At 68.7% G+C, this 17109-nt stretch carries 19 protein-coding genes; 13 read left to right on the forward strand and 6 right to left on the reverse strand.

Annotation, left to right across the window (positions count from 1 at the left end; all coding sequences use genetic code 11):
• Window position 1: 1 nt before the first annotated feature.
• Window positions 2–955, reverse strand: coding sequence for a PfkB family carbohydrate kinase (locus tag AB0F43_RS33890; protein WP_360486397.1), 954 nt, complete (start codon window positions 953–955; stop codon window positions 2–4).
• Window positions 956–1161: 206 nt separating this feature from the next.
• Here AB0F43_RS33890 and AB0F43_RS33895 point away from each other — a divergent pair, with 206 nt between their 5' ends.
• Entirely contained in the window at window positions 1162–1914 is a 753-nt protein-coding gene (locus AB0F43_RS33895) for a DeoR/GlpR family DNA-binding transcription regulator (RefSeq protein ID WP_360486400.1), read from the forward strand.
• A 37-nt stretch (window positions 1915–1951) separates the two neighbouring features.
• Here the strand turns inward: AB0F43_RS33895 and AB0F43_RS33900 are convergent, their stop codons facing one another.
• Window positions 1952–3148, reverse strand: coding sequence for a transposase (locus tag AB0F43_RS33900; RefSeq protein WP_360486403.1), 1197 nt, complete (start codon window positions 3146–3148; stop codon window positions 1952–1954).
• Between the two features lie 104 nt (window positions 3149–3252).
• Between AB0F43_RS33900 and AB0F43_RS33905 the strand changes: the two genes are divergently transcribed.
• The 10 genes from AB0F43_RS33905 to AB0F43_RS33950 all read left to right on the forward strand — a co-directional run bounded on the left by AB0F43_RS33905 (window position 3253) and on the right by AB0F43_RS33950 (window position 10857).
• Entirely contained in the window at window positions 3253–4596 is a 1344-nt protein-coding gene (locus tag AB0F43_RS33905) for a 6-phospho-beta-glucosidase (protein WP_360486406.1), read from the forward strand.
• 181 nt (window positions 4597–4777) lie between these two features.
• A complete protein-coding gene (rpsP, locus tag AB0F43_RS33910) occupies window positions 4778–5299 on the forward strand; it encodes a 30S ribosomal protein S16 (protein WP_360486409.1) in 522 nt (173 codons plus the stop codon).
• A gap of 5 nt (window positions 5300–5304) precedes the next feature.
• Window positions 5305–5556, forward strand: coding sequence for an RNA-binding protein (locus tag AB0F43_RS33915; protein ID WP_360486663.1), 252 nt, complete (start codon window positions 5305–5307; stop codon window positions 5554–5556).
• A gap of 95 nt (window positions 5557–5651) precedes the next feature.
• On the forward strand, window positions 5652–6200 hold the full coding sequence (gene rimM / locus AB0F43_RS33920; RefSeq protein WP_360486412.1) for a ribosome maturation factor RimM: 549 nt from the start codon (window positions 5652–5654) through the stop codon (window positions 6198–6200).
• Window positions 6200–7399 carry a tRNA (guanosine(37)-N1)-methyltransferase TrmD gene (gene trmD, locus AB0F43_RS33925; RefSeq protein ID WP_360486415.1) on the forward strand — a complete coding sequence of 400 codons (1200 nt, stop codon included), beginning with the start codon at window positions 6200–6202 and terminating at the stop codon, window positions 7397–7399. Before rimM ends, trmD begins: the two co-directional genes overlap by 1 nt.
• Window positions 7400–7554: 155 nt before the next feature.
• Window positions 7555–7914 (forward strand): 50S ribosomal protein L19, encoded by a 360-nt coding sequence (rplS, locus tag AB0F43_RS33930; protein WP_360486418.1) that lies wholly within the window; start codon window positions 7555–7557, stop codon window positions 7912–7914.
• A gap of 143 nt (window positions 7915–8057) precedes the next feature.
• The gene (gene lepB / locus AB0F43_RS33935; protein WP_360486421.1) at window positions 8058–8687 is read left to right on the forward strand and encodes a signal peptidase I; all 630 of its coding nucleotides are present in this window, start codon (window positions 8058–8060) and stop codon (window positions 8685–8687) included.
• Window positions 8684–9451 (forward strand): signal peptidase I, encoded by a 768-nt coding sequence (lepB, locus tag AB0F43_RS33940; protein WP_360486424.1) that lies wholly within the window; start codon window positions 8684–8686, stop codon window positions 9449–9451. Before lepB (AB0F43_RS33935) ends, lepB (AB0F43_RS33940) begins: the two co-directional genes overlap by 4 nt.
• Before the next feature lie 307 nt (window positions 9452–9758).
• Entirely contained in the window at window positions 9759–10457 is a 699-nt protein-coding gene (locus AB0F43_RS33945) for a ribonuclease HII (protein ID WP_360486427.1), read from the forward strand.
• Window positions 10458–10533: 76 nt separating this feature from the next.
• Window positions 10534–10857: a DUF2469 domain-containing protein gene (locus AB0F43_RS33950; RefSeq protein WP_012922325.1), complete on the forward strand. Its 324-nt coding sequence runs from the start codon at window positions 10534–10536 to the stop codon at window positions 10855–10857.
• A gap of 108 nt (window positions 10858–10965) precedes the next feature.
• Here AB0F43_RS33950 and AB0F43_RS33955 read toward each other — a convergent pair whose 3' ends face one another.
• Complete coding sequence (locus AB0F43_RS33955) at window positions 10966–11850, reverse strand: LysR family transcriptional regulator (protein WP_360486430.1); 885 nt, start codon at window positions 11848–11850, stop codon at window positions 10966–10968.
• Between the two features lie 89 nt (window positions 11851–11939).
• Between AB0F43_RS33955 and AB0F43_RS33960 the strand changes: the two genes are divergently transcribed.
• The gene (locus AB0F43_RS33960) at window positions 11940–12308 is read left to right on the forward strand and encodes a VOC family protein (protein WP_360486433.1); all 369 of its coding nucleotides are present in this window, start codon (window positions 11940–11942) and stop codon (window positions 12306–12308) included.
• A 137-nt stretch (window positions 12309–12445) separates the two neighbouring features.
• A complete protein-coding gene (locus AB0F43_RS33965) occupies window positions 12446–13660 on the forward strand; it encodes an alpha/beta hydrolase (protein WP_360486436.1) in 1215 nt (404 codons plus the stop codon).
• Window positions 13661–13718: 58 nt separating this feature from the next.
• Here the strand turns inward: AB0F43_RS33965 and dprA are convergent, their stop codons facing one another.
• Genes dprA through AB0F43_RS33980 form a run of 3 tightly spaced genes read right to left on the reverse strand, consistent with a single transcriptional unit; the run spans window position 13719 to window position 17061 of the window.
• A complete protein-coding gene (gene dprA / locus AB0F43_RS33970) occupies window positions 13719–15131 on the reverse strand; it encodes a DNA-processing protein DprA (RefSeq protein WP_360486439.1) in 1413 nt (470 codons plus the stop codon).
• The gene (locus AB0F43_RS33975) at window positions 15128–16705 is read right to left on the reverse strand and encodes a YifB family Mg chelatase-like AAA ATPase (protein ID WP_360486442.1); all 1578 of its coding nucleotides are present in this window, start codon (window positions 16703–16705) and stop codon (window positions 15128–15130) included. Before AB0F43_RS33975 ends, dprA begins: the two co-directional genes overlap by 4 nt.
• Window positions 16705–17061, reverse strand: coding sequence for a YraN family protein (locus AB0F43_RS33980; RefSeq protein ID WP_360486445.1), 357 nt, complete (start codon window positions 17059–17061; stop codon window positions 16705–16707). The genes AB0F43_RS33975 and AB0F43_RS33980 overlap by 1 nt, the downstream gene beginning before the upstream one ends.
• Between the last annotated feature and the right edge of the window lie 48 nt (window positions 17062–17109).

Below are 17109 nucleotides of genomic sequence, written 5' to 3' on the forward strand. Positions count from 1 at the left end.
TCTACCTTCCTGAGTGGGCGCTGATCAGCGCTTGGAGATGGTGGTCTTCGGGGTGGGCGGCCTGCCACGCGGCCAGGTCGTCCCATCGCGGCGCCGCGTCGGCGCCGCCGAGCCGGGTGACCGACAGCGCGGCCACGAGGGCGGCGAACCGGACCCGCTGCTCCAGCGGCAGGTCCCACAGGGTGGCGGCGATGAAGCCGGCGGCGAACACATCACCCGCCCCGGTGGTGTCCGCCGCCTGCACTGGGTACGCCGGTACGACGACGCGCTCACCGGTGGCGGCGTCGAGCGCCAGCGCACCGTCGGCACCATTGGACACGACGACCACCGGGACCTTGGTGGCGAGTCGTTCGAGCGCCTGCTCGGGAGTGTCCGTCCGGGTGTAGCTCATCGCCTCACCGGCATTCGGCAGGAACACGTCGCAGTGTTCCAGCTGGTCGAGCACCTGCGGGTCCCACTGGTGCGACGGGTCCCAGCCGACGTCGGCGAACACCACGCAGCCGGCCGCCCTCGCTTTCGCCAGCCATTCGTTCGGCCAGGGGCCGACGTGGGCGGCGACTGCTCGGGCAGCCGGCGGCGCGGTGATCAGCTCGTCGGCCGACAGCAGGGGAGGGGTGCCCCGGGTGACCAGTGCCCTGTCGTTGTCGTAGGCAAGGGCCACGGTCAGCGGGGTCTGCCAGCCGGCGAGCTTGCGGGAGAGGGTCAGATCGATGCCTTCACCGTCGGTGAGCCGGTCCCAGAGGCGGTCGCCGAGGTCGTCCGCGCCGAAGCAGGCGGCCAGCGCGGTGCGCAGCCCCAGCCGAGCCAGCGCGACGGCGAAGTTGGCGATACCGCCCGGGCTCTCGACCGAGTCGGTGGCCCAGACCTCGGTGCCGGGGCGCGGGGCGGAGGGAAGGCCGAGCACCAGGTCCTGGAAGACCAGGCCGGACACAACCACGTCCATGGCCTGACTCATCCACGTCCTCGCTTCGCTCCGGGCGCGGATGAGGCACGAGTCACGCCGTATTGGATGGTGAACTCGCTCCGCTCCTTCACTTGCTCCCACACTCCTGCACCCTCGATCAAACTGTTGCAGGGATTGTGTGCCGGTGCTCCAGCATCCGCAATACCTAATCAGAAATTTGAGTGAAAATGACGGAGTTTGCGTGATACGGTCTCTCTGTGTTGCCAAAGCAGCGACAGGACCAGATCGTTCGCGCGCTCCGGGCCGACGGTGCCGGGGGCGTGAAAGTGCTGGCCGCCCGGCTGGGCGTGAGTGAGGCGACGATTCGCCGCGATCTCGAGGCCCTGCACGCCGAGGGCCGGCTCACCCGGGTGTACGGCGGTGCCCTCGCGGTCGATGGTGGTGACGAGCCCTTCGCCGACGTGAACGCCGTACACGCCGAGGAGAAGGACCGGATCGCGCGCCGAGCCGCGGAGCTGGTGGAAGACGGCGAGTCGGTGCTGCTCGACATCGGCACCACCGCGCTGCGGGTCGCGCAGCACCTGCACGGTCGGTCGTTGACGGTTGTCACGAGCAACCTCGCCGTACTCGAGGAGCTGCAGCACGACGAGCAGATCGAGCTGATCGTGCTCGGCGGGTTCGTGCGGCGCAGTTACCGGTCGCTGGTGGGGTATCTGACCGAGGAGAGCCTGCGGCAGATCCACGTCGACTGGCTGTTCCTCGGCACCAGCGGAGTCCGCCCGGACGGACGGGTGATGGACAGCACGATGATCGAAGTACCGGTGAAGCGCGCGATGATCCAGTCCGCCGACCGGGTGGTGCTGCTGGCGGACGCGACGAAGTTCCCCGGCCACGGCGTCGCACGGGTGTGCGAGCCCGCCGAGCTGACCATGGTCGTCACCGAGCCCGCCGCCGACGAGGCAACCCGGGCCCAACTAGCGGAGGCAGGCGTAGAGGTGGTGCTGGCTTGACGTCCTCCCCTGCCCGGAGGGCTGGGGATTCCAACTACTACGCGGAGGTAGCGAGTTGAGGTTCACGCTTCGACGAGACCCGCGGTGGCGTCTCTCGGCGTGCGCTGACGGCCCGTCCGGCCGCGATGTTGACTGCCGCGTTCACGTCCGCGTTGGCCTGGTGTCCGCGGGCTGTGCACCGGAAGACCGCTTGGCTCTCACGGTTCTCCGGTGCGCAGTGCCCGCAGACGCCGCAGGTCTGCGACGTGTACATGGAGCTGACTTTCTCGACGCGTCCCGGCGCCTTGTGCTCCAGCCGTTGGACGAGCAGTCCCCAGCCGTTGGCCAGGATGCCGCGGTTGAGACCGGCTTTGGCGCGGCGACGGTTCGGCAGATAAGCGCCTGGGCGTTCGGGGTCGGGTTTGGCCTTGGCTCGCCGGGTCATCTGGAGGATTCGCAGGTCTTCCACCCGGACAAGGTCAAACCGGCGTGCGACGTCGGTGCTGGTCTTCTCGATCCAGTCCTTGCGGCGATCGGCGGCACGGGCCAGCAGCTTGGCGATCGCAGCCTTGGTCTGCTGACGCCGGTTGGAGCCGGGACGGCACCGGGCCAGGCGGCGCTGCAGCTGCTTCAGGCGTGCCTGCTCACACACCGACAGGCCGGGGCAGGTCAGAAGCTCCCCGGTGGACAGTGCGGCCGAGACGGTGACGCCGCGGTCCATGCCGACGACTTCGCCTGTGTTCGGTGCGGGGATCGGCGGCGGTATCGCGGCGAACGCGAGGTGCCAGCGACCCGCCCGGTCACGGGTGATGCGGTACGACTTCGCCGCGGGGATGGCGCGGGAGAGCCGGAGCCGCACCCAGCCGACCTTGGGCACATTGACCTTGGCCCATCTCCGGTTCAGCTTGACCACGCGGGAAGCTTGGCCACCGACGATCCGGACTCCCTCGTGCAGTCCGGCTTTGCGCCAGGTCGGCCGCCGGTGGGTACCTGCGTAGAAGTTCTTCACGGCTTGGGCGAAATCGCGCAGGGCCTGCTGCTGCACGGTTTGCGACCCGGCCCGCAACCATCTGAACGCTGCCCGTGCCTGGGTCAACTGCCGGCATTGGTCGGCAAAGCCCGGAACCGGGCCTTTCTCGCGGGTCCACATCGACCACTGCTCAAGCGCCAGATTCCACATGTACCGGGCATGCCTGCACTGTTCCAGCAACGCAACATGTTGCGCGGGAGTCGGGTAAAGCCGGTATCGCGACATGCGGCCTACTCAATCAGTCGGGACCGACAGTCCCTGATTCCCGAAGGGAGGGAGTCGCGGGTCCGCTTCGTTCTCACGGGCGGAGATTCCCCGCGACAATCTACGTGAGACTGACGATCCTCGGTGGTGGTGGGTTTCGGGTGCCGCTGGTGTATCAGGCGTTGCTCGGCGACCGTGGCGACGGGCGGATCACTTCGGTGGTGCTGTTCGACACCGACCGTGGCCGGCTGGCCTCGATCGGTGCGGTACTGCGGCAGCAGGCGGCTGCGGTCGTGGATGCTCCGGTCGTGACCGAGACGACCGACTTGGACGAGGCGCTGCGGGGTGCGGACTTCGTGTTCTCGGCCATCCGAGTGGGTGGACTGGAAGGGCGGACTGTCGACGAGCGGGTCGCGTTGGACCTCGGCGTACTCGGGCAGGAGACGGTCGGCGCCGGCGGGATCGCTTACGGGCTGCGGACGCTGCCTGTCGCCGTGCGGATCGCGCAGCGGATCGCGGCCCTGGCGCCGGAGGCGTGGGTCATCAACTTCACCAACCCGGCCGGGATGGTGACCGAGGCGATGATCCCGTACCTGGGCGACCGGGTGATCGGGATCTGCGACTCGCCCTCGGGGCTGGGGCGGCGAGCGGCGCTGGCGCTCGGGGTTGATCCGGCGACGGCGTTCTATGACTACGCAGGGCTCAATCACCTGGGGTGGCTGCGCGGGCTGCGGTCGGGTGGGGTCGATCACCTGCCGTCGTTGCTGGCATCCGGTGATGCGCTGGCCTCGTTCGAGGAGGGGCGGCTGTTCGGCGCGGACTGGCTGCGGTCGCTGGGGTCGATCCCCAACGAGTACCTGCATTACTACTACTTCGCGCGCGAGACGCTGGCCGCCGTACAGGCTGTGCGGCAGACGCGGGGGACGTTCCTGCTGGAGCAGCAGTCCGCCTTCTACGCGGAGACAGCTCGGCACCCGGAGCAGGCGCTGGAGCTGTGGCAGAAGACCCGCGCCGAGCGTGAGTCGACGTACATGGTGGAGAGCCGTGAGGTCGCCGACGCGGGGGAGCGGGACGAGCGGGACATGGCGGCCGGTGGGTACGAGCAGGTCGCGCTGTCGCTGATGCGGGCGATCGCCCACAACGAGCGGGCGTCGCTGATCCTGAACGTGCGCAACCGCGGCGTACTGCGCCACCTGGACGACGACGCGGTGGTCGAGATCCCCTGCACGGTCGACGCGAACGGCGCCGTACCGGTGAGTGTGTCGCAGCTCACCGACCACCAGGCCGGCCTGGTCTGCTCGGTCAAGGCGGTCGAACGCGCCACCATCGAGGCCGCCGCCTCCGGTTCCCGCGACACCGCTCTGCGAGCCTTCGCCTGGCATCCGTTGATCGACTCGGTCACGGCCGCCGGGAAGCTGCTCGAGGCCTATGCTCTGCGGTTGCCGGAGCTGGCGCGGTTCCGCGGTTGACTTCGGCTGACGCCGGGTTGGTCGCGGTGCCCACCATCTGGCACAATGGCCTGCTGAGTCCGTCCAGGTTCGTGCAGCCCTCTAACTCCACTGCCTGGCCGGCCCATTCGAGTGGTCACCCGTTGTCCCCACGACGCTGTGCTGCTCACCCAGACATGTATCCAAGGGAGTCTCCACAAACGTGGCAGTCAAGATCCGTTTGAAGCGCATCGGCAAGAAGCGTGCGCCGCACTACCGCATCGTCGTGATGGACGCCCGGACCAAGCGGGACGGCCGGGCCATCGAGGAGATCGGCAAGTACAACCCGAAGGCCGAGCCGTCGTTCATCCACGTCGAGTCGGACCGGGCGCAGTACTGGCTGAGCGTCGGCGCGCAGCCGACCGAGGCCGTCGAGGCGATCTTCAAGGCCTCCGGCGACTGGCAGAAGTTCAAGGGTGAGGCCGCTCCGGCGCCGCTGCGGGTCAAGGAGCCGAAGCGGGACAAGCAGGAGATCTTCAACGAGGCCCTGGCCGAGGCGCACGGCACGCTGAAGACCGAGGCCGTCACCGCGAAGAAGACCGCGGCCAAGAAGACCGCCCCGAAGTCCGACGACACCGCGAAGGACGACGCGCCGAAGGCTGCCGAGGAGCCCAAGGCCGAGGCTGCTGAGGCCCCGGCCGAGGCCGCCGCCGAGGCTGCTCCGGCCGACGACGCCAAGGCCTGACCATGATGGAGACCGAGGCGCTCGAGCACCTGGTCCGAGGCATCGTGGACAACCCTGACGATGTCAGCGTCCGGGCCCGCAACCTGCGGCGTGGTCGCACGCTGGAGGTGCACGTGCACCCGGACGACATCGGCAAGGTGATCGGCCGCAACGGCCGGACCGCGACCGCGCTCCGGACCGTCGTCGGCGCGCTCAGCTCCGAGTCGTCGCTGCGGATCGACTTCGTCGACGAGGTCAACCGCCGCGGACGCCGCTAAGTCGTAGTACTTCCTGGAGGGCCGCACCCGTCGCGGGTGCGGCCCTTCGCCATATCCTCAGTCCAGCAGGTGTTCGAGCAGAGAGGTTTGTGCAGGTGCTGGTGACAGTCGGGCAAATCGGCCGGGCGCATGGAATCAAGGGCGAAGTCGGCGTGGACGTCCGGACGGACGAGCCGGACCGGCGGTTCGCCGACGGCGCGACAGTCGTCACGTCGTCCAAGGTGCCCCGCGCCCTGACCGTCGAGTCCAGCCGCTGGCACAGCGGGCGGCTGCTGGTGAAGTTCGCCGAAGTGCCGGACCGGACCGCGGCCGAGCAGCTGCGCAACCTGGTCGTGCAGTCCGAGGTGGACGAAGACGAGCGCCCCGAGGACCCGGACGAGTTCTACGACCGCGAACTGATCGGCCTGGCGGTCCGGACCACCGACGGCGTGGACGCCGGCGAGGTGATCGATGTGGTCCACCTTCCGTCCCAGGACCTGCTGGAGATCCGTCGCCCGGCCGGCAACGCCGTACTGGTGCCACTGGTCGAGGAGCTGGTCCCGGAGCTCAACGTCGACAAGGGGTACGTCGTCGTCGCGGACCGGCCCGGCCTGCTCGACCCGGAGGGCGCCGAGGTGGTTCCGACCGAGCCAGGCGCGGACTGATGAGGCTGGACGTCGTCACGATCTTCCCGGAGTACCTCGCCGCGCTGGACGTGTCTCTGGTCGGCAAGGCAGCGCAGAGCGGCCTGCTGGACATCCACCTGCACGACCTGCGCGAGTGGACGCATGACCGCCACCGGACTGTCGACGACACCCCGTACGGCGGCGGCGCGGGCATGGTGATGAAGCCAGAGCCCTGGGGTGAGGCTCTCGACGCCATCGCACCCCCAGACGGCCCTGAACAGCCCAGACTGATCGTTCCGACCCCGGCTGGCCGCCTCTTCACGCAGGAGCTCGCGTACGAGCTTGCAGCCGAGCGATGGCTCGCCTTCGCGTGCGGCCGCTACGAGGGCATCGACGCACGCGTCTCGTCGTACGCAGGGGAGCGGATGCGGGTCGACGAGGTCTCCATCGGCGACTACGTGCTGAACGGCGGTGAGGTCGCTGTACTGGTCATGGTCGAGGCGATCGCCCGCCTGCTGCCCGGTGTCATCGGCAACCCGGAGTCGCTGTCCGAGGAGTCGCACTCGGGTGACGGCCTGCTGGAGTACCCGGTCTACACGAAACCGCCGAGCTGGCGCGGCTACGACGTACCGGAGGTGCTGCTTTCCGGTAACCACGGCCTGATCGCGACCTGGCGGCACGAGGAGTCGGTACGTCGTACTGCGGAGCGCCGGCCGGATCTGCTCGCAGCGTGGGGCGATGCGGTGGCGGGGAAGGACGACGCGACCTCACAGGTCCGTGTACTGCCCGCCACCGAGGCTGACGCGGGGGAGATCCACACACTGCAGTTGGCGGCTTTCCTGTCCGAGGGACGGGCATACGGCGACCTGTCCATCCCGCCGCTCGTGGAGGACGTGGAGGCGAGTGTCCAGCGGTTGAAGCAGGGCGGCGTACTGAAGGCCGTCGCGGGCACCAGGATTGTCGGCTCGGTGCAGGTGACCGCGGACGGCTCCGTCGCCCGCATCGGGCGGCTCATCGTCGCGCCCGACTGGCAGGGCCGCGGCCTGGGCAGCCGGCTGCTGCGGGTGGCCGAACAGCTCGCGCCCGCCGGCGTCACGTCGTACGAGCTCTTCACCGGTGCGGAGAGTGACCGCAACCTTGGTCTGTATCAGAAAGCCGGTTACCGAGAGGTACGGCGGGAGCGGCAAACCGACAAGGTGGAGCTGGTGGTGCTCACCAAGCGTCGCAAGCGGCGCTGATTTCGTCCCGGCTAGGGCGGTGTGGCAAGATTGTTCGCTGCTGCCCTTCGGTGCTCCTGCCACAGGGGGTGACCACCGACCGGCAGCCTTTCGATGACTTCATCACCACCGAGAATCGTGGGTGACCTGTGGCACGCGCGAGGAAGAGACACCTGATGAGCAACGTCCTGAACGAGCTCGACAACGCGAGCAAGCGCGACGACATCCCCGCCTTCCGTCCCGGTGACACCGTCAAGGTGCACGTCAAGGTCGTCGAGGGCAACCGGTCCCGCGTCCAGGTGTTCCAGGGTGTCGTGATCCGGCGCCAGGGTGGTGGCCTGCAGGAGACCTTCACGGTCCGCAAGGTCAGCTTCGGCGTCGGCGTGGAGCGGACCTTCCCGCTGCACACCCCGATCGTCGACAAGGTTGAGGTCGTGACCCGCGGCGACGTCCGCCGGGCCAAGCTCTACTACCTGCGCGAGCTGCGCGGCAAGGCAGCCAAGATCAAGGAGAAGCGGGACGTCCCGGCCTCCTGAGCGTCTAACGACGACGGTCACCTATGGCGCCGAGCACCGCGACTCGCGCTCGCCCTCGCCCGGTTGCCAGGAGGGCACGTCGCAGTAAGGGACGTCACCGCAGGCTGAAGCAGCGGAATCCGCTGCTCAGCCTGCTCACCGAGATGAGCACCGTGACGGTGCTCGCGCTCGTCATCACGGTCGTGCTGCGGCTGTTCGTCGCCGAGGCGTTCTACGTGCCGTCGGAGTCGATGTACGACACGCTGACCACGAACGACCGGATCCTGGCTGAGAAGATCAGCTACATGCACCGCGACGTGGATCGCGGCGACATCATCGTCTTCAAGGACCCCGGCGACTGGCTGCACGAGGAGCAGGCCGAGCCAGGCCCGTTCCGGCGGCTGGGGGAGTTCGTCGGCATCCTGCCGCGCAGCGGTGAGGGCCACCTGGTCAAGCGCGTCATCGGCATCGGCGGCGACCGGGTCATCTGCTGTGACCGGGCCGGTCGGATCACCGTGAACGGCATCCCGCTGGACGAGCAGGAGTACCTGCTCCAGGACGCCAGGCCATCATTACAAACCTTCAACGTGCAGGTGCCGACCGGCCACCTGTGGGTGATGGGAGACAACCGCGCCGAATCCGCCGACTCCCGTGCCCACATGGGCGGCCCCGGCGGCGGGTTCGTGCCGGTCGAGAACGTGGTTGGCCGGGCCTGTTGCGTAATCTGGCCGTCTGACCGGATGACCATGCTGCGTCCTCCGGAAACCTTCAAGAAGCCGGGGCTGAAGAAGTGACCGATACACCGACGAAGACGCCGGAAAAACCCGCTCACCGCTCGGGGTTCGCCGCGGCCGCCCGTGAGTTCATCCTGATCGTGGTCGGGGCACTCATCGTCTCGTCGATCCTGCGCGCGTTCGTCGGGCAGATGTTTATCATCCCGAGCGAGTCGATGGAGAACACCCTGCTGGTCGGCGACCGGGTCGTGGTGGAGAAGCTCACCGACGTCGAACGCGGCGACGTGGTCGTGTTCGAGGACCCGGGCGGCTGGCTCGGCCCGGAGGAGAGCGGCCAGAAGCGCGGCTCGGTCGGCCGGTTCTTCGAGGTGGTCGGCCTGCTGCCGGACTCCAGCCACGGTCACCTGATCAAGCGGCTCGTCGGCATGCCGGGCGACAAGGTCGCCTGCTGCGACGCGAAGGGGCGCCTGCTGGTCAACGGCCAGCCGCTCGACGAGACCAGCTACCTGTACCCGGGCGACGCGCCGTCACAGATGGAGTTCCAGGTGACCGTCCCGGCCGGACGGGTCTTCGTACTGGGTGACCACCGGTCCGCCTCCGGCGACTCCCGCGTCCACCTGGGCGACACCAGCGCCGACGGCGGCAGCACCGGTGACGCCGCCTTCGTCCCGATGGACAAGATCACCGGCCGCGCCGTCGTGGTCGTCTGGCCGGCCGGCCGCTGGAGCAAACTCGGCGTCCCCGACACGTTCAAATCCGTCCCCGCCGCCGCCGAACCACCCCCCGCCAAACCCTCGATCTCCCTCACCCCACCCCCCAAGTGAGGCAGCCCCCGGTGCCCCCACCCCCTCCCCACCCCCCGGGCCCGGCAACCCCGCCCACCCCGGCAACCCCGCCCACCCCGACGCCACGCCCCGACCTCACCGCCCTCGCCTCAGCAACGCGGCCCAGCGCTGTCGCCCCGGCAGCGCGGCTCTTGGGCCTCGGTCTGCTGTCCGAAGGTGTAGAGGCTCCTGAGGGGTCTGTTGAGCGTGCGTTGGTGGCGTCCGTCGTGGGCGGCTCACCCCGGCTGCAACAGGTGTCCGTCGTGGTGCCTAGGGTGGGATTTGTGGGTGGAACGTGGAGGGCTGCATGAGTGTGTTGCCTCGGGGGAGCACGGTGCGGCGGGATGCCGGGTTGTACGGGTACGAGCGGGCGCTGCGCCGCGTCGGCCTGGACCCGATCGCCGGTGTCGACGAGGCCGGCCGTGGACCCTGCGCCGGACCGCTGGTCGCCGCCGCGGTGATCCTGCCTGACGGCAAGCGCGGCCAGATCCCGGAGCTTGCCGACTCCAAGCTCCTGACCGCGAAAGCCCGCGAACGCTGCTACGACGAGATCCGCAAGCGCGCCCTCGCCTGGTCGGTGGTCTCCATCGAGGCGACCGAATGCGACCGTCTCGGCATGCACGTCGCCAACGTGGAAGCGCTCCGCCGCGCCCTGTTCCGGCTCGACGTACGCCCGTCGTACGTGCTGACGGACGGCTTCGGCGTCGACGGACTCGGCGTACCAGGCCTGGCGATCTGGAAGGGTGACCGCGTGGCGGCTTGTATCGCCGCGGCATCTGTGATCGCGAAGGTCACCCGCGATCGGGTGATGGAGCACTGGGACCAGGTGTACCCGCAGTACGGTTTCGGGATTCACAAGGGCTACTGCACGCCTGAACACCAGGCGGCATTGGACGAGTACGGCCCGTGCCCGCAACACAGACGGCGGTTCGAGAATGTCCGCCGCAGTCTGCGGCCCGATATGGGACAGAATGTGACCAGTCCCACCGGAGTGGAGAGCCGATGAGCGTGCGCAGCGAGCGAACACACAACACAGCCGCCTTGGCGCTCAGGCCGGAACCGAGCGCTAGCGAGGTGAAGGCGTGAGCGCTGACGACCTCGAGAAGTACGAGACCGATATGGAGCTGCAGCTCTATCGGGAGTACAAGGACGTCGTCGGAATCTTCAAGTACGTCGTGGAGACCGAACGGCGCTTCTACCTGTGCAACGCGGTCGACCTGAAGGTCCGCACCGAAGGTGGCGACGTGTACTTCGAGGTGACGATGGCCGACGCGTGGGTCTGGGACGTCTACCGTTCGGCCCGGTTCGTCAAGAACGCCAAGGTCGTCACCTTCCGCGACGTCAACATCGAAGAACTCGCCAAGTCCGACCTCGAAGTCCCCAAGGACTCCGACTTCGGCCGCTGAACCCACACCACCCGAGAGCCGCTTTCGTCCGACGCAGTCGCCGCCTGCGCCCACACGCCGGCACGCACCGATCGTGACGTACGCCCCTCCGAACCGATCGCGGTGAGGTCAGAGGCTGAGGGGGCCCAGGGTGCGGGCGGTTTCGGCGAAGGTGCGGATCAGTTCGGTCTCAGTGGCGGTCCGCCAGACCAAGGCCCAGCGGCCGAGAGGAGCGTCGTGGATCGGCACGTAGGCGAGGTCTGGCCGGGCGAAGTAGCGAATCGAATGCGCGAACGCGGGTGAGACCGCCTCGCCGTTCGCGAGCAGTGGGATCATCTCGGCCGAGGTGCTGACGGTCGGGCCGATGCGAACCGGGCGTCCGGACGGCGTGTGGGTGGGCACTAGCCAGTTGCGCCAGTAGTCCGGCTTCGCGCCGCCGAACACGACCTCGTCGCCGAGATCCTCGAGTGACACCGAGTCCCGCCCGGCCAGCGGGTGCTCGGAGCCGACCGCGAGCACGAGAGGCTCGGTGAACACGACCGGCCCCACGGTGAGGTCGGTCTCTCTGACCGGTAGCCAGGCGATCAGCAGGTCGATCTCTCCGGATCGCAGCAGCCGAAAGGGATCGGCGAAGCCGGCATAGCGCAGTTGGAGCTCGCACCCTGCGTGGCCGGCCCTGAACATGTCGAACAGCGGGCGCAGGTCCTGCGGGTTCTCGTTGACCAGGCCCAGCCGCAGTACGTTCGTCGTCCCGCGCGCAGCCAGCACGGCGCGTTCGATCCCGGCCCGGAGTCCGTCGTACATCGGCTGGAGGTCGTCGAAGAGCTGGCGGCCGATCGGGGTCAGCGCGACGCGACGGTTGTCGCGTTCGAACAAGGCGGTGCCGATGCGGCGCTCCTGCTTCTTGATCGCCTGGCTCACCCGAGCCGGGGTCACGTGCAGGCGCTCCGCGGTGCGGCCGAAGTGCAGTTCCTCGGCGAGGGTCAGGAAGATCTCGATATCGCGAAGTTCCACGTGGTCCCGATCGTTGTTAAGCGAGAGGTTAAGGCACGGTACCGGATCCGGCGTTGTCGGCCCCGGCGGCGCCCGGGCAGGCTGAGAGCGTGAACATCATCGCTTCCGCGGTGACGCTGAACGTCGACGACGTGGCGGCGTCCAGCAGTTTCTTCACCACACACCTGGGCTTCCAGGAGTCGCTGGTGACCGATGGTTTCGCCTGTCTCGTCCGCCCGGACGCCGGCAGCGACATCGTGCTCGAACTGCGCGGCGCCGGCGAAAGGCCGGCGACCGGCGTCGTGGTGACCTTCACCGTCACCGACGTCGCCTCCGAGTACGAGCGCCTCGTGCGCGACGGTGCTCCGGTCAGCACACCGCTGCGAGAGGAGCCGTGGGCAGAGCGGCTGTTCGAGCTGACCGATCCCAGCGGAATCGTGGTCCGCCTTGCGCAGTGGCGGGCGCCGGCCGGCGCCTGAACCGCCCCGGACGCGGGGGCCCGAGCGAGCCCCCTGGCCGACGTCCAACCGGCGTGGGTCCTATCTCAACCGACGTCGTGCGCCCGTCGAACTCGGCGGACGCCGTGTCCCTATCCGAAAGACTCGAAGGAACCACCATGACTGTGACAACCAGCCCTCCGCCCGCCCGCCCACTTACACCGGACAAGGCCCCGAAGGGAAGCCTGATCCGGCGGATCGGTGCCGTGCTGGCGTGGGCGATGTGTGTGCTCGTTGTCGTTCTCGGTGTGGCGTTCTTCGCGCCACGCCTCCCCATCGGCCCAGTGCAGGACGCGCTCGGCCTGATCGCCTTGTTCGTGCCATGGCTGACTGGGTTCCTGCTGGTCTGCATCGTCGGCGCCGCAGCGACCCTGGTCATGGCTTGGCGCTCTCGTCGCCGCGCCCGTTCCGTCGCCTCCGCGCTGGCGGGCGTGCTCGCCGTCCTCATGGTCGTCATACCGTGGGCCGCGGCCGACCGGACGGGCGAGGTCTCCTGGTCTGACTACTTCGCTTCGCCATCCGCTGCGGCTCCGAACTCGACCGAGACCTATGCCGTCGTCGAGGGCCAGGATCTCAGAGTCGACGTGTACCGGCCGGGCACGCTCGCCCCGAGCAAGCCCGCGCTGCTCTACGTTCACGGCGGCTCGTGGAACTCCGGGACCCGTGCCGACAGCGCGCCCTGGCTGCGGTGGATGTCCGATCGAGGCATCACCGTCTTCTCCATCGAGTACCGGTTGGCTCCGCCGCCGCGCTGGCAGGACGCGGTAGGCGACGTCAAGTGCGCACTCGGCTGGATCCGTGCCAAAGCCGATGAGTACGGCGTCGCGCCCTCGAACGTGTCCATCGCCGGTGACTCCGCCGGCGGTCAGCTCGCCTTGATCGCCGCCTACACGACTGGCGACGAGCGTTTTCTGCCGTCGTGCGAAGTGCCGGAGGCGCCGGTGAAGTCCGTGATGGGATGGTTCGCCCCGACCGACCTGCCTCGCCTGCTCGCCGACACCAGCCTGCCGGGTGTGGCAGCCGACGCCGTGGGCGACTATCTCGGCGGCGACATCGGGACTCACCGCGGCCGCTACGAGGCAGCCTCCCCGGTCACGCACGTCCGGTCGGGCCTCCCGCCAACCCTGCTCATCCAAGGCGACCGCGACCACATGATCCCTGCCACCCAAGCCGCGCACCTGGCCGCGGAACTGCGGGCCGTTGGTGTCCAGGCCACCGCCGTCACCATCCCGTGGGCCGAACACAACTTCACCGGCGCCTGGGGCAGTTGGGGTTCCCAGCTCATGCGCCCCCACGTCCGCCAGTTCCTGCAAGCCAACGCCCTCACCACCTGAACCTGCCGGCGCCGACCACGAGTCTCGGCGGCCGGCCTGTACCTGGATGCAGGTGTGTTCAAGGGCTTGGGGGTGCAGGCGGTGGGGTTGTCGGGGTCAGGCGCCAGCCGGAGTCTTCTTTGTGGATGAGGGTTAGGTCGGCGAGGGTTTCGAGGCATTGGTGGGTGGTTTCCAGGTCCAGGCCGGCGGTGGTGGCTATGCGGGTGGCGGGGGCGGGGTTGCGGAGCGGGACTGCGTCGAGGGTTCGGCGGAGGTCGTGGTGGAGGTCGTCGGTTGAGTTCTTGGGGGCGTGGGGGTACTGCGTGAGGCGTGTGCCCAAGGGGGAGATGGCCTCGACGATGTCGGCGACGTTGGTGACGAGTACGGCGTTGCGTTCACGGACCAGGAGGTGGGCGCCTTCGGACATCCGTGAGGTGATCGGACCTGGTACGGCGAGCACCGCGCGGCCGCACTGCTCCGCCCAGCCGGCGCTGTTGAGGGCACCACTCCGCACGGCCGCCTCGATCACAACGGTGCCGAGGGTTGCCGCCGCGATCAGCCGGTTGCGGCTCAGAAACCGCAACCTCGTCGGCGAACATCCCGGCGGCAGTTCGCTCATGACCAGCCCTTCCTCGACGATCCGGCTGAACAACGCGGAGTTGGTCTTCGGATAGCTGACATCAACCCCGCACGCCAGGACCGCCACTGTCACACCCGCACCGGCCAGCGCACCCCGGTGAGCCGCAGCGTCGATGCCGAACGCGCCACCGGAAACCACGGTGATCCCGTTGTCGGACAGGCCGGACGAGAGTTCAGCCGCGACATGCTCGCCGTACGACGAACACGCGCGCGCACCGACCATCGCCACAGACTTGGTGAGAACCTGCCGGAGGTTCGCCGGCCCTCGCACCCACAACCCGAACGGCACCCCGGCCCGGCGCGTCAACTGCCCGGCCTCCGCGAGGACCTCCACCTGCTCGGGCCACTCGTCGTCTCCTGGGATCACGAACCTGGCCCCCGCGGCAGCAGCCCGCTCCAGATCGCGCTCCGGCTCCGCCTCGGCCAGCCGGGTGATCCATCGCTCAGTGCCAGGAGCCCTTTGCTGCAACAGCTCCCAGATCTCTCGCGCCTCCAGCCCCTCGAACGCCTTCAACGCCGCGAGATCGCCGGGTTCGACTACCCGAGACAACCCCGCCCGAGCCAGCCGCTCCCCGTCATCCGCCGCGGCCGTCGCCTTACCCGTCGGTCCGCCTGTGCCTCCGACCCCGGCTTCGTCCACCCGGGCCGAGACGGCCTGGGCTGAGACGGCCTGGGCTGGGACGGACTGGGACGGGACGATCTGGCCTCGGACAGCCTGGCCCGAGACGGTCTCGGCCGAGACGGACTGGGTTGGGAGTGTCTGAGCCGGTGCCGGCTGGGCGGCCTCCGACGAGGCTGGACGGGCGGCAGCAGTGTGGTTGCCGAGGTCGGTGTGAGAGCAGTTGGTGGTCATGCGGCGGATCCTTTGAGAGGACGGGCGTCGGTCAGGTCGGTGAGGGGTTCGCCAGTGCGGAGCTGGAACGCTTGGTGGGTGAGCTCGACCGTGGGTTTGTGGAGGCCCTGGAGGTCGGCCAACGTCCACGCCAGCCGGACGACGCGATCGAAACCGCGGGCGGTGAGTCGGCCGGCGGCGTACAAGTCCTCGAGCATCTTGTGGCTGGCGGCTTCCAACGGGAACTCGCGGCGAAGGACTGGCCCGGGGATCTCGCTGTTCAGGATCCAGCCGGTCTCGCGATAGCGGAACGCTTGCCGGTCGCGCGCCGCCTTCACCCGCTCGGCCACGACCGCTGTCGACTCGGGCTTCTCCCCGTCGGTGATCGTGCGCGCCGCCGGCAGGATCTGGCGCTGGATGTCGAGCCGGTCCTTGATCGGTCCGCTGATCCGTTGTCGGTAACGCGCGAGCACCTGCGGCGTACACGTGCAGATCCCGCGCGTGGTGCCGGAAAGGCCGCAAGGACAGGGATTTGCGGCGAGCACCAGCATGAACCGCGCCGGAAACTTCGCGACGGCCGCCGACCGATGCACCTCGATGTAGCCGGACTCCAGTGGCTGGCGCAATGTGTCCAGCGTCAGCGGATGCATCTCCGGCGCCTCGTCGATGAAGAGGATCCCGCGATGCGCGCAGCTGATCGCACCCGGTCGTGGCATCCCCGAACCACCGCCGACCAGACTCGACAGCGAGGCGGTGTGGTGTGGCGCGATGAACGGCGGACGGACGACCAGCTCGGCGTCGCTGGTCAGCAATCCAGCCAGCGAATGCACCGCGGAGACCTCTAGCGAATCGTCCGTACTCAGGTCCGGCATCAGCCCCGCGAGCCGCTCGGCCAGCATCGTCTTGCCCGATCCAGGCGGGCCGTGCAGGAGTAGATGATGCCCGCCGGCCGCGGCGGCCTCGATCGCTCGCCTCCCTTCGCGTTGGCCGATCACGTCGTCCAGGTCCACCTCCGGCACCCGGGTCAGCGACTCGGACAACAGTCGCGGCTCGGCGCGTGGCGGCTCCTCATCCGGGATCTCAGCCCCGCGCAGCATCGCCAGCACCTGTCGCAGCGAACGAACGCCGTACACGTCGATGCCGGGCACCAGGCGCGCTTCGCCCGCGTTCAGCTCGGGTACGACGATGCGCGCGAAGCCGGAGCGGGACGCGGCCAGGGTCATCGCCAGCGCGCCGCGGACCTCGCGGACCCTGCCGTCGAGCCCGAGCTCACCGATCATCGCGCAGGTCCGCAGCGACTCGACCTCGATGACCCCGGCGGCAGCCAGGAGTGCACACGCGATAGCGATGTCGTAATGCGAACCGGTCTTGGGCAGCGTCGCCGGTGAGAGCCCGATGGTGACCTTGCGATCGGGGAATCGCTCGCCGCTGTTCACCACCGCGGCTCGGACTCGGTCGCGCGCCTCGGACAGCGACGCGTCGGGCAGGCCGATCAGGGTCGTCTTCGGCAAGCCTTGGGCGATGTCGGCCTCGACCTCGACCAAGTGGCCTTCAAGCCCGACCAGCGCGACGGACCAGGTCTGTGCGAGAGGCATCAGGCCGCGCCCCTCACGTGATCCACCCGCGGCGGCATGTTGTGGTCGAAGAGCACGGCGATGATGTCGATCCGGATCGTCCCCGGATTGAGCTGGTGGGTCTGCAGCCAGCGACCTGCCAGCTTTCGCAGTGTCGTCAGCTTCCGGTAGGTGATCGACTCCAACGGGCTGCCGTAGTTGAGCCCGCGGCGCGTCTTCACCTCGCAGACGACGAGGGCGTCGCCCTCCCGCGCGACGATGTCGATCTCGCCCAGCTCGCAGCGCCAGTTGCGCTCGAGGATGACGAAACCTTCGGTCGTGAGATACCTCGCGGCGAGATCTTCGCCGTACTGCCCGACTGCCTTCCTGGTCCGCATCGATGACCACCTCCGGCTAAGAACATGCCGGGATCAGGTACCGATTTC

This window comes from Kribbella sp. NPDC023972 (assembly GCF_040639075.1).
Taxonomy (GTDB): domain Bacteria; phylum Actinomycetota; class Actinomycetes; order Propionibacteriales; family Kribbellaceae; genus Kribbella.

Coding starts and splice junctions, on each gene's coding strand:
- AB0F43_RS33975 (WP_360486442.1), bottom strand. CDS start 16,705: ATGCCTCTCGCACAGACCTGGTCCGTCGCGCTGGTCGGGCTTGAAGGC.
- trmD (WP_360486415.1), top strand. CDS start 6,200: ATGAGGCTGGACGTCGTCACGATCTTCCCGGAGTACCTCGCCGCGCTG.
- AB0F43_RS33890 (WP_360486397.1), bottom strand. CDS start 955: ATGAGTCAGGCCATGGACGTGGTTGTGTCCGGCCTGGTCTTCCAGGAC.
- AB0F43_RS33915 (WP_360486663.1), top strand. CDS start 5,305: ATGGAGACCGAGGCGCTCGAGCACCTGGTCCGAGGCATCGTGGACAAC.
- AB0F43_RS33965 (WP_360486436.1), top strand. CDS start 12,446: ATGACTGTGACAACCAGCCCTCCGCCCGCCCGCCCACTTACACCGGAC.
- AB0F43_RS33900 (WP_360486403.1), bottom strand. CDS start 3,148: ATGTCGCGATACCGGCTTTACCCGACTCCCGCGCAACATGTTGCGTTG.
- AB0F43_RS33945 (WP_360486427.1), top strand. CDS start 9,759: ATGAGTGTGTTGCCTCGGGGGAGCACGGTGCGGCGGGATGCCGGGTTG.
- lepB (WP_360486421.1), top strand. CDS start 8,058: ATGAGCACCGTGACGGTGCTCGCGCTCGTCATCACGGTCGTGCTGCGG.
- dprA (WP_360486439.1), bottom strand. CDS start 15,131: ATGACCACCAACTGCTCTCACACCGACCTCGGCAACCACACTGCTGCC.
- rplS (WP_360486418.1), top strand. CDS start 7,555: ATGAGCAACGTCCTGAACGAGCTCGACAACGCGAGCAAGCGCGACGAC.
- AB0F43_RS33980 (WP_360486445.1), bottom strand. CDS start 17,061: ATGCGGACCAGGAAGGCAGTCGGGCAGTACGGCGAAGATCTCGCCGCG.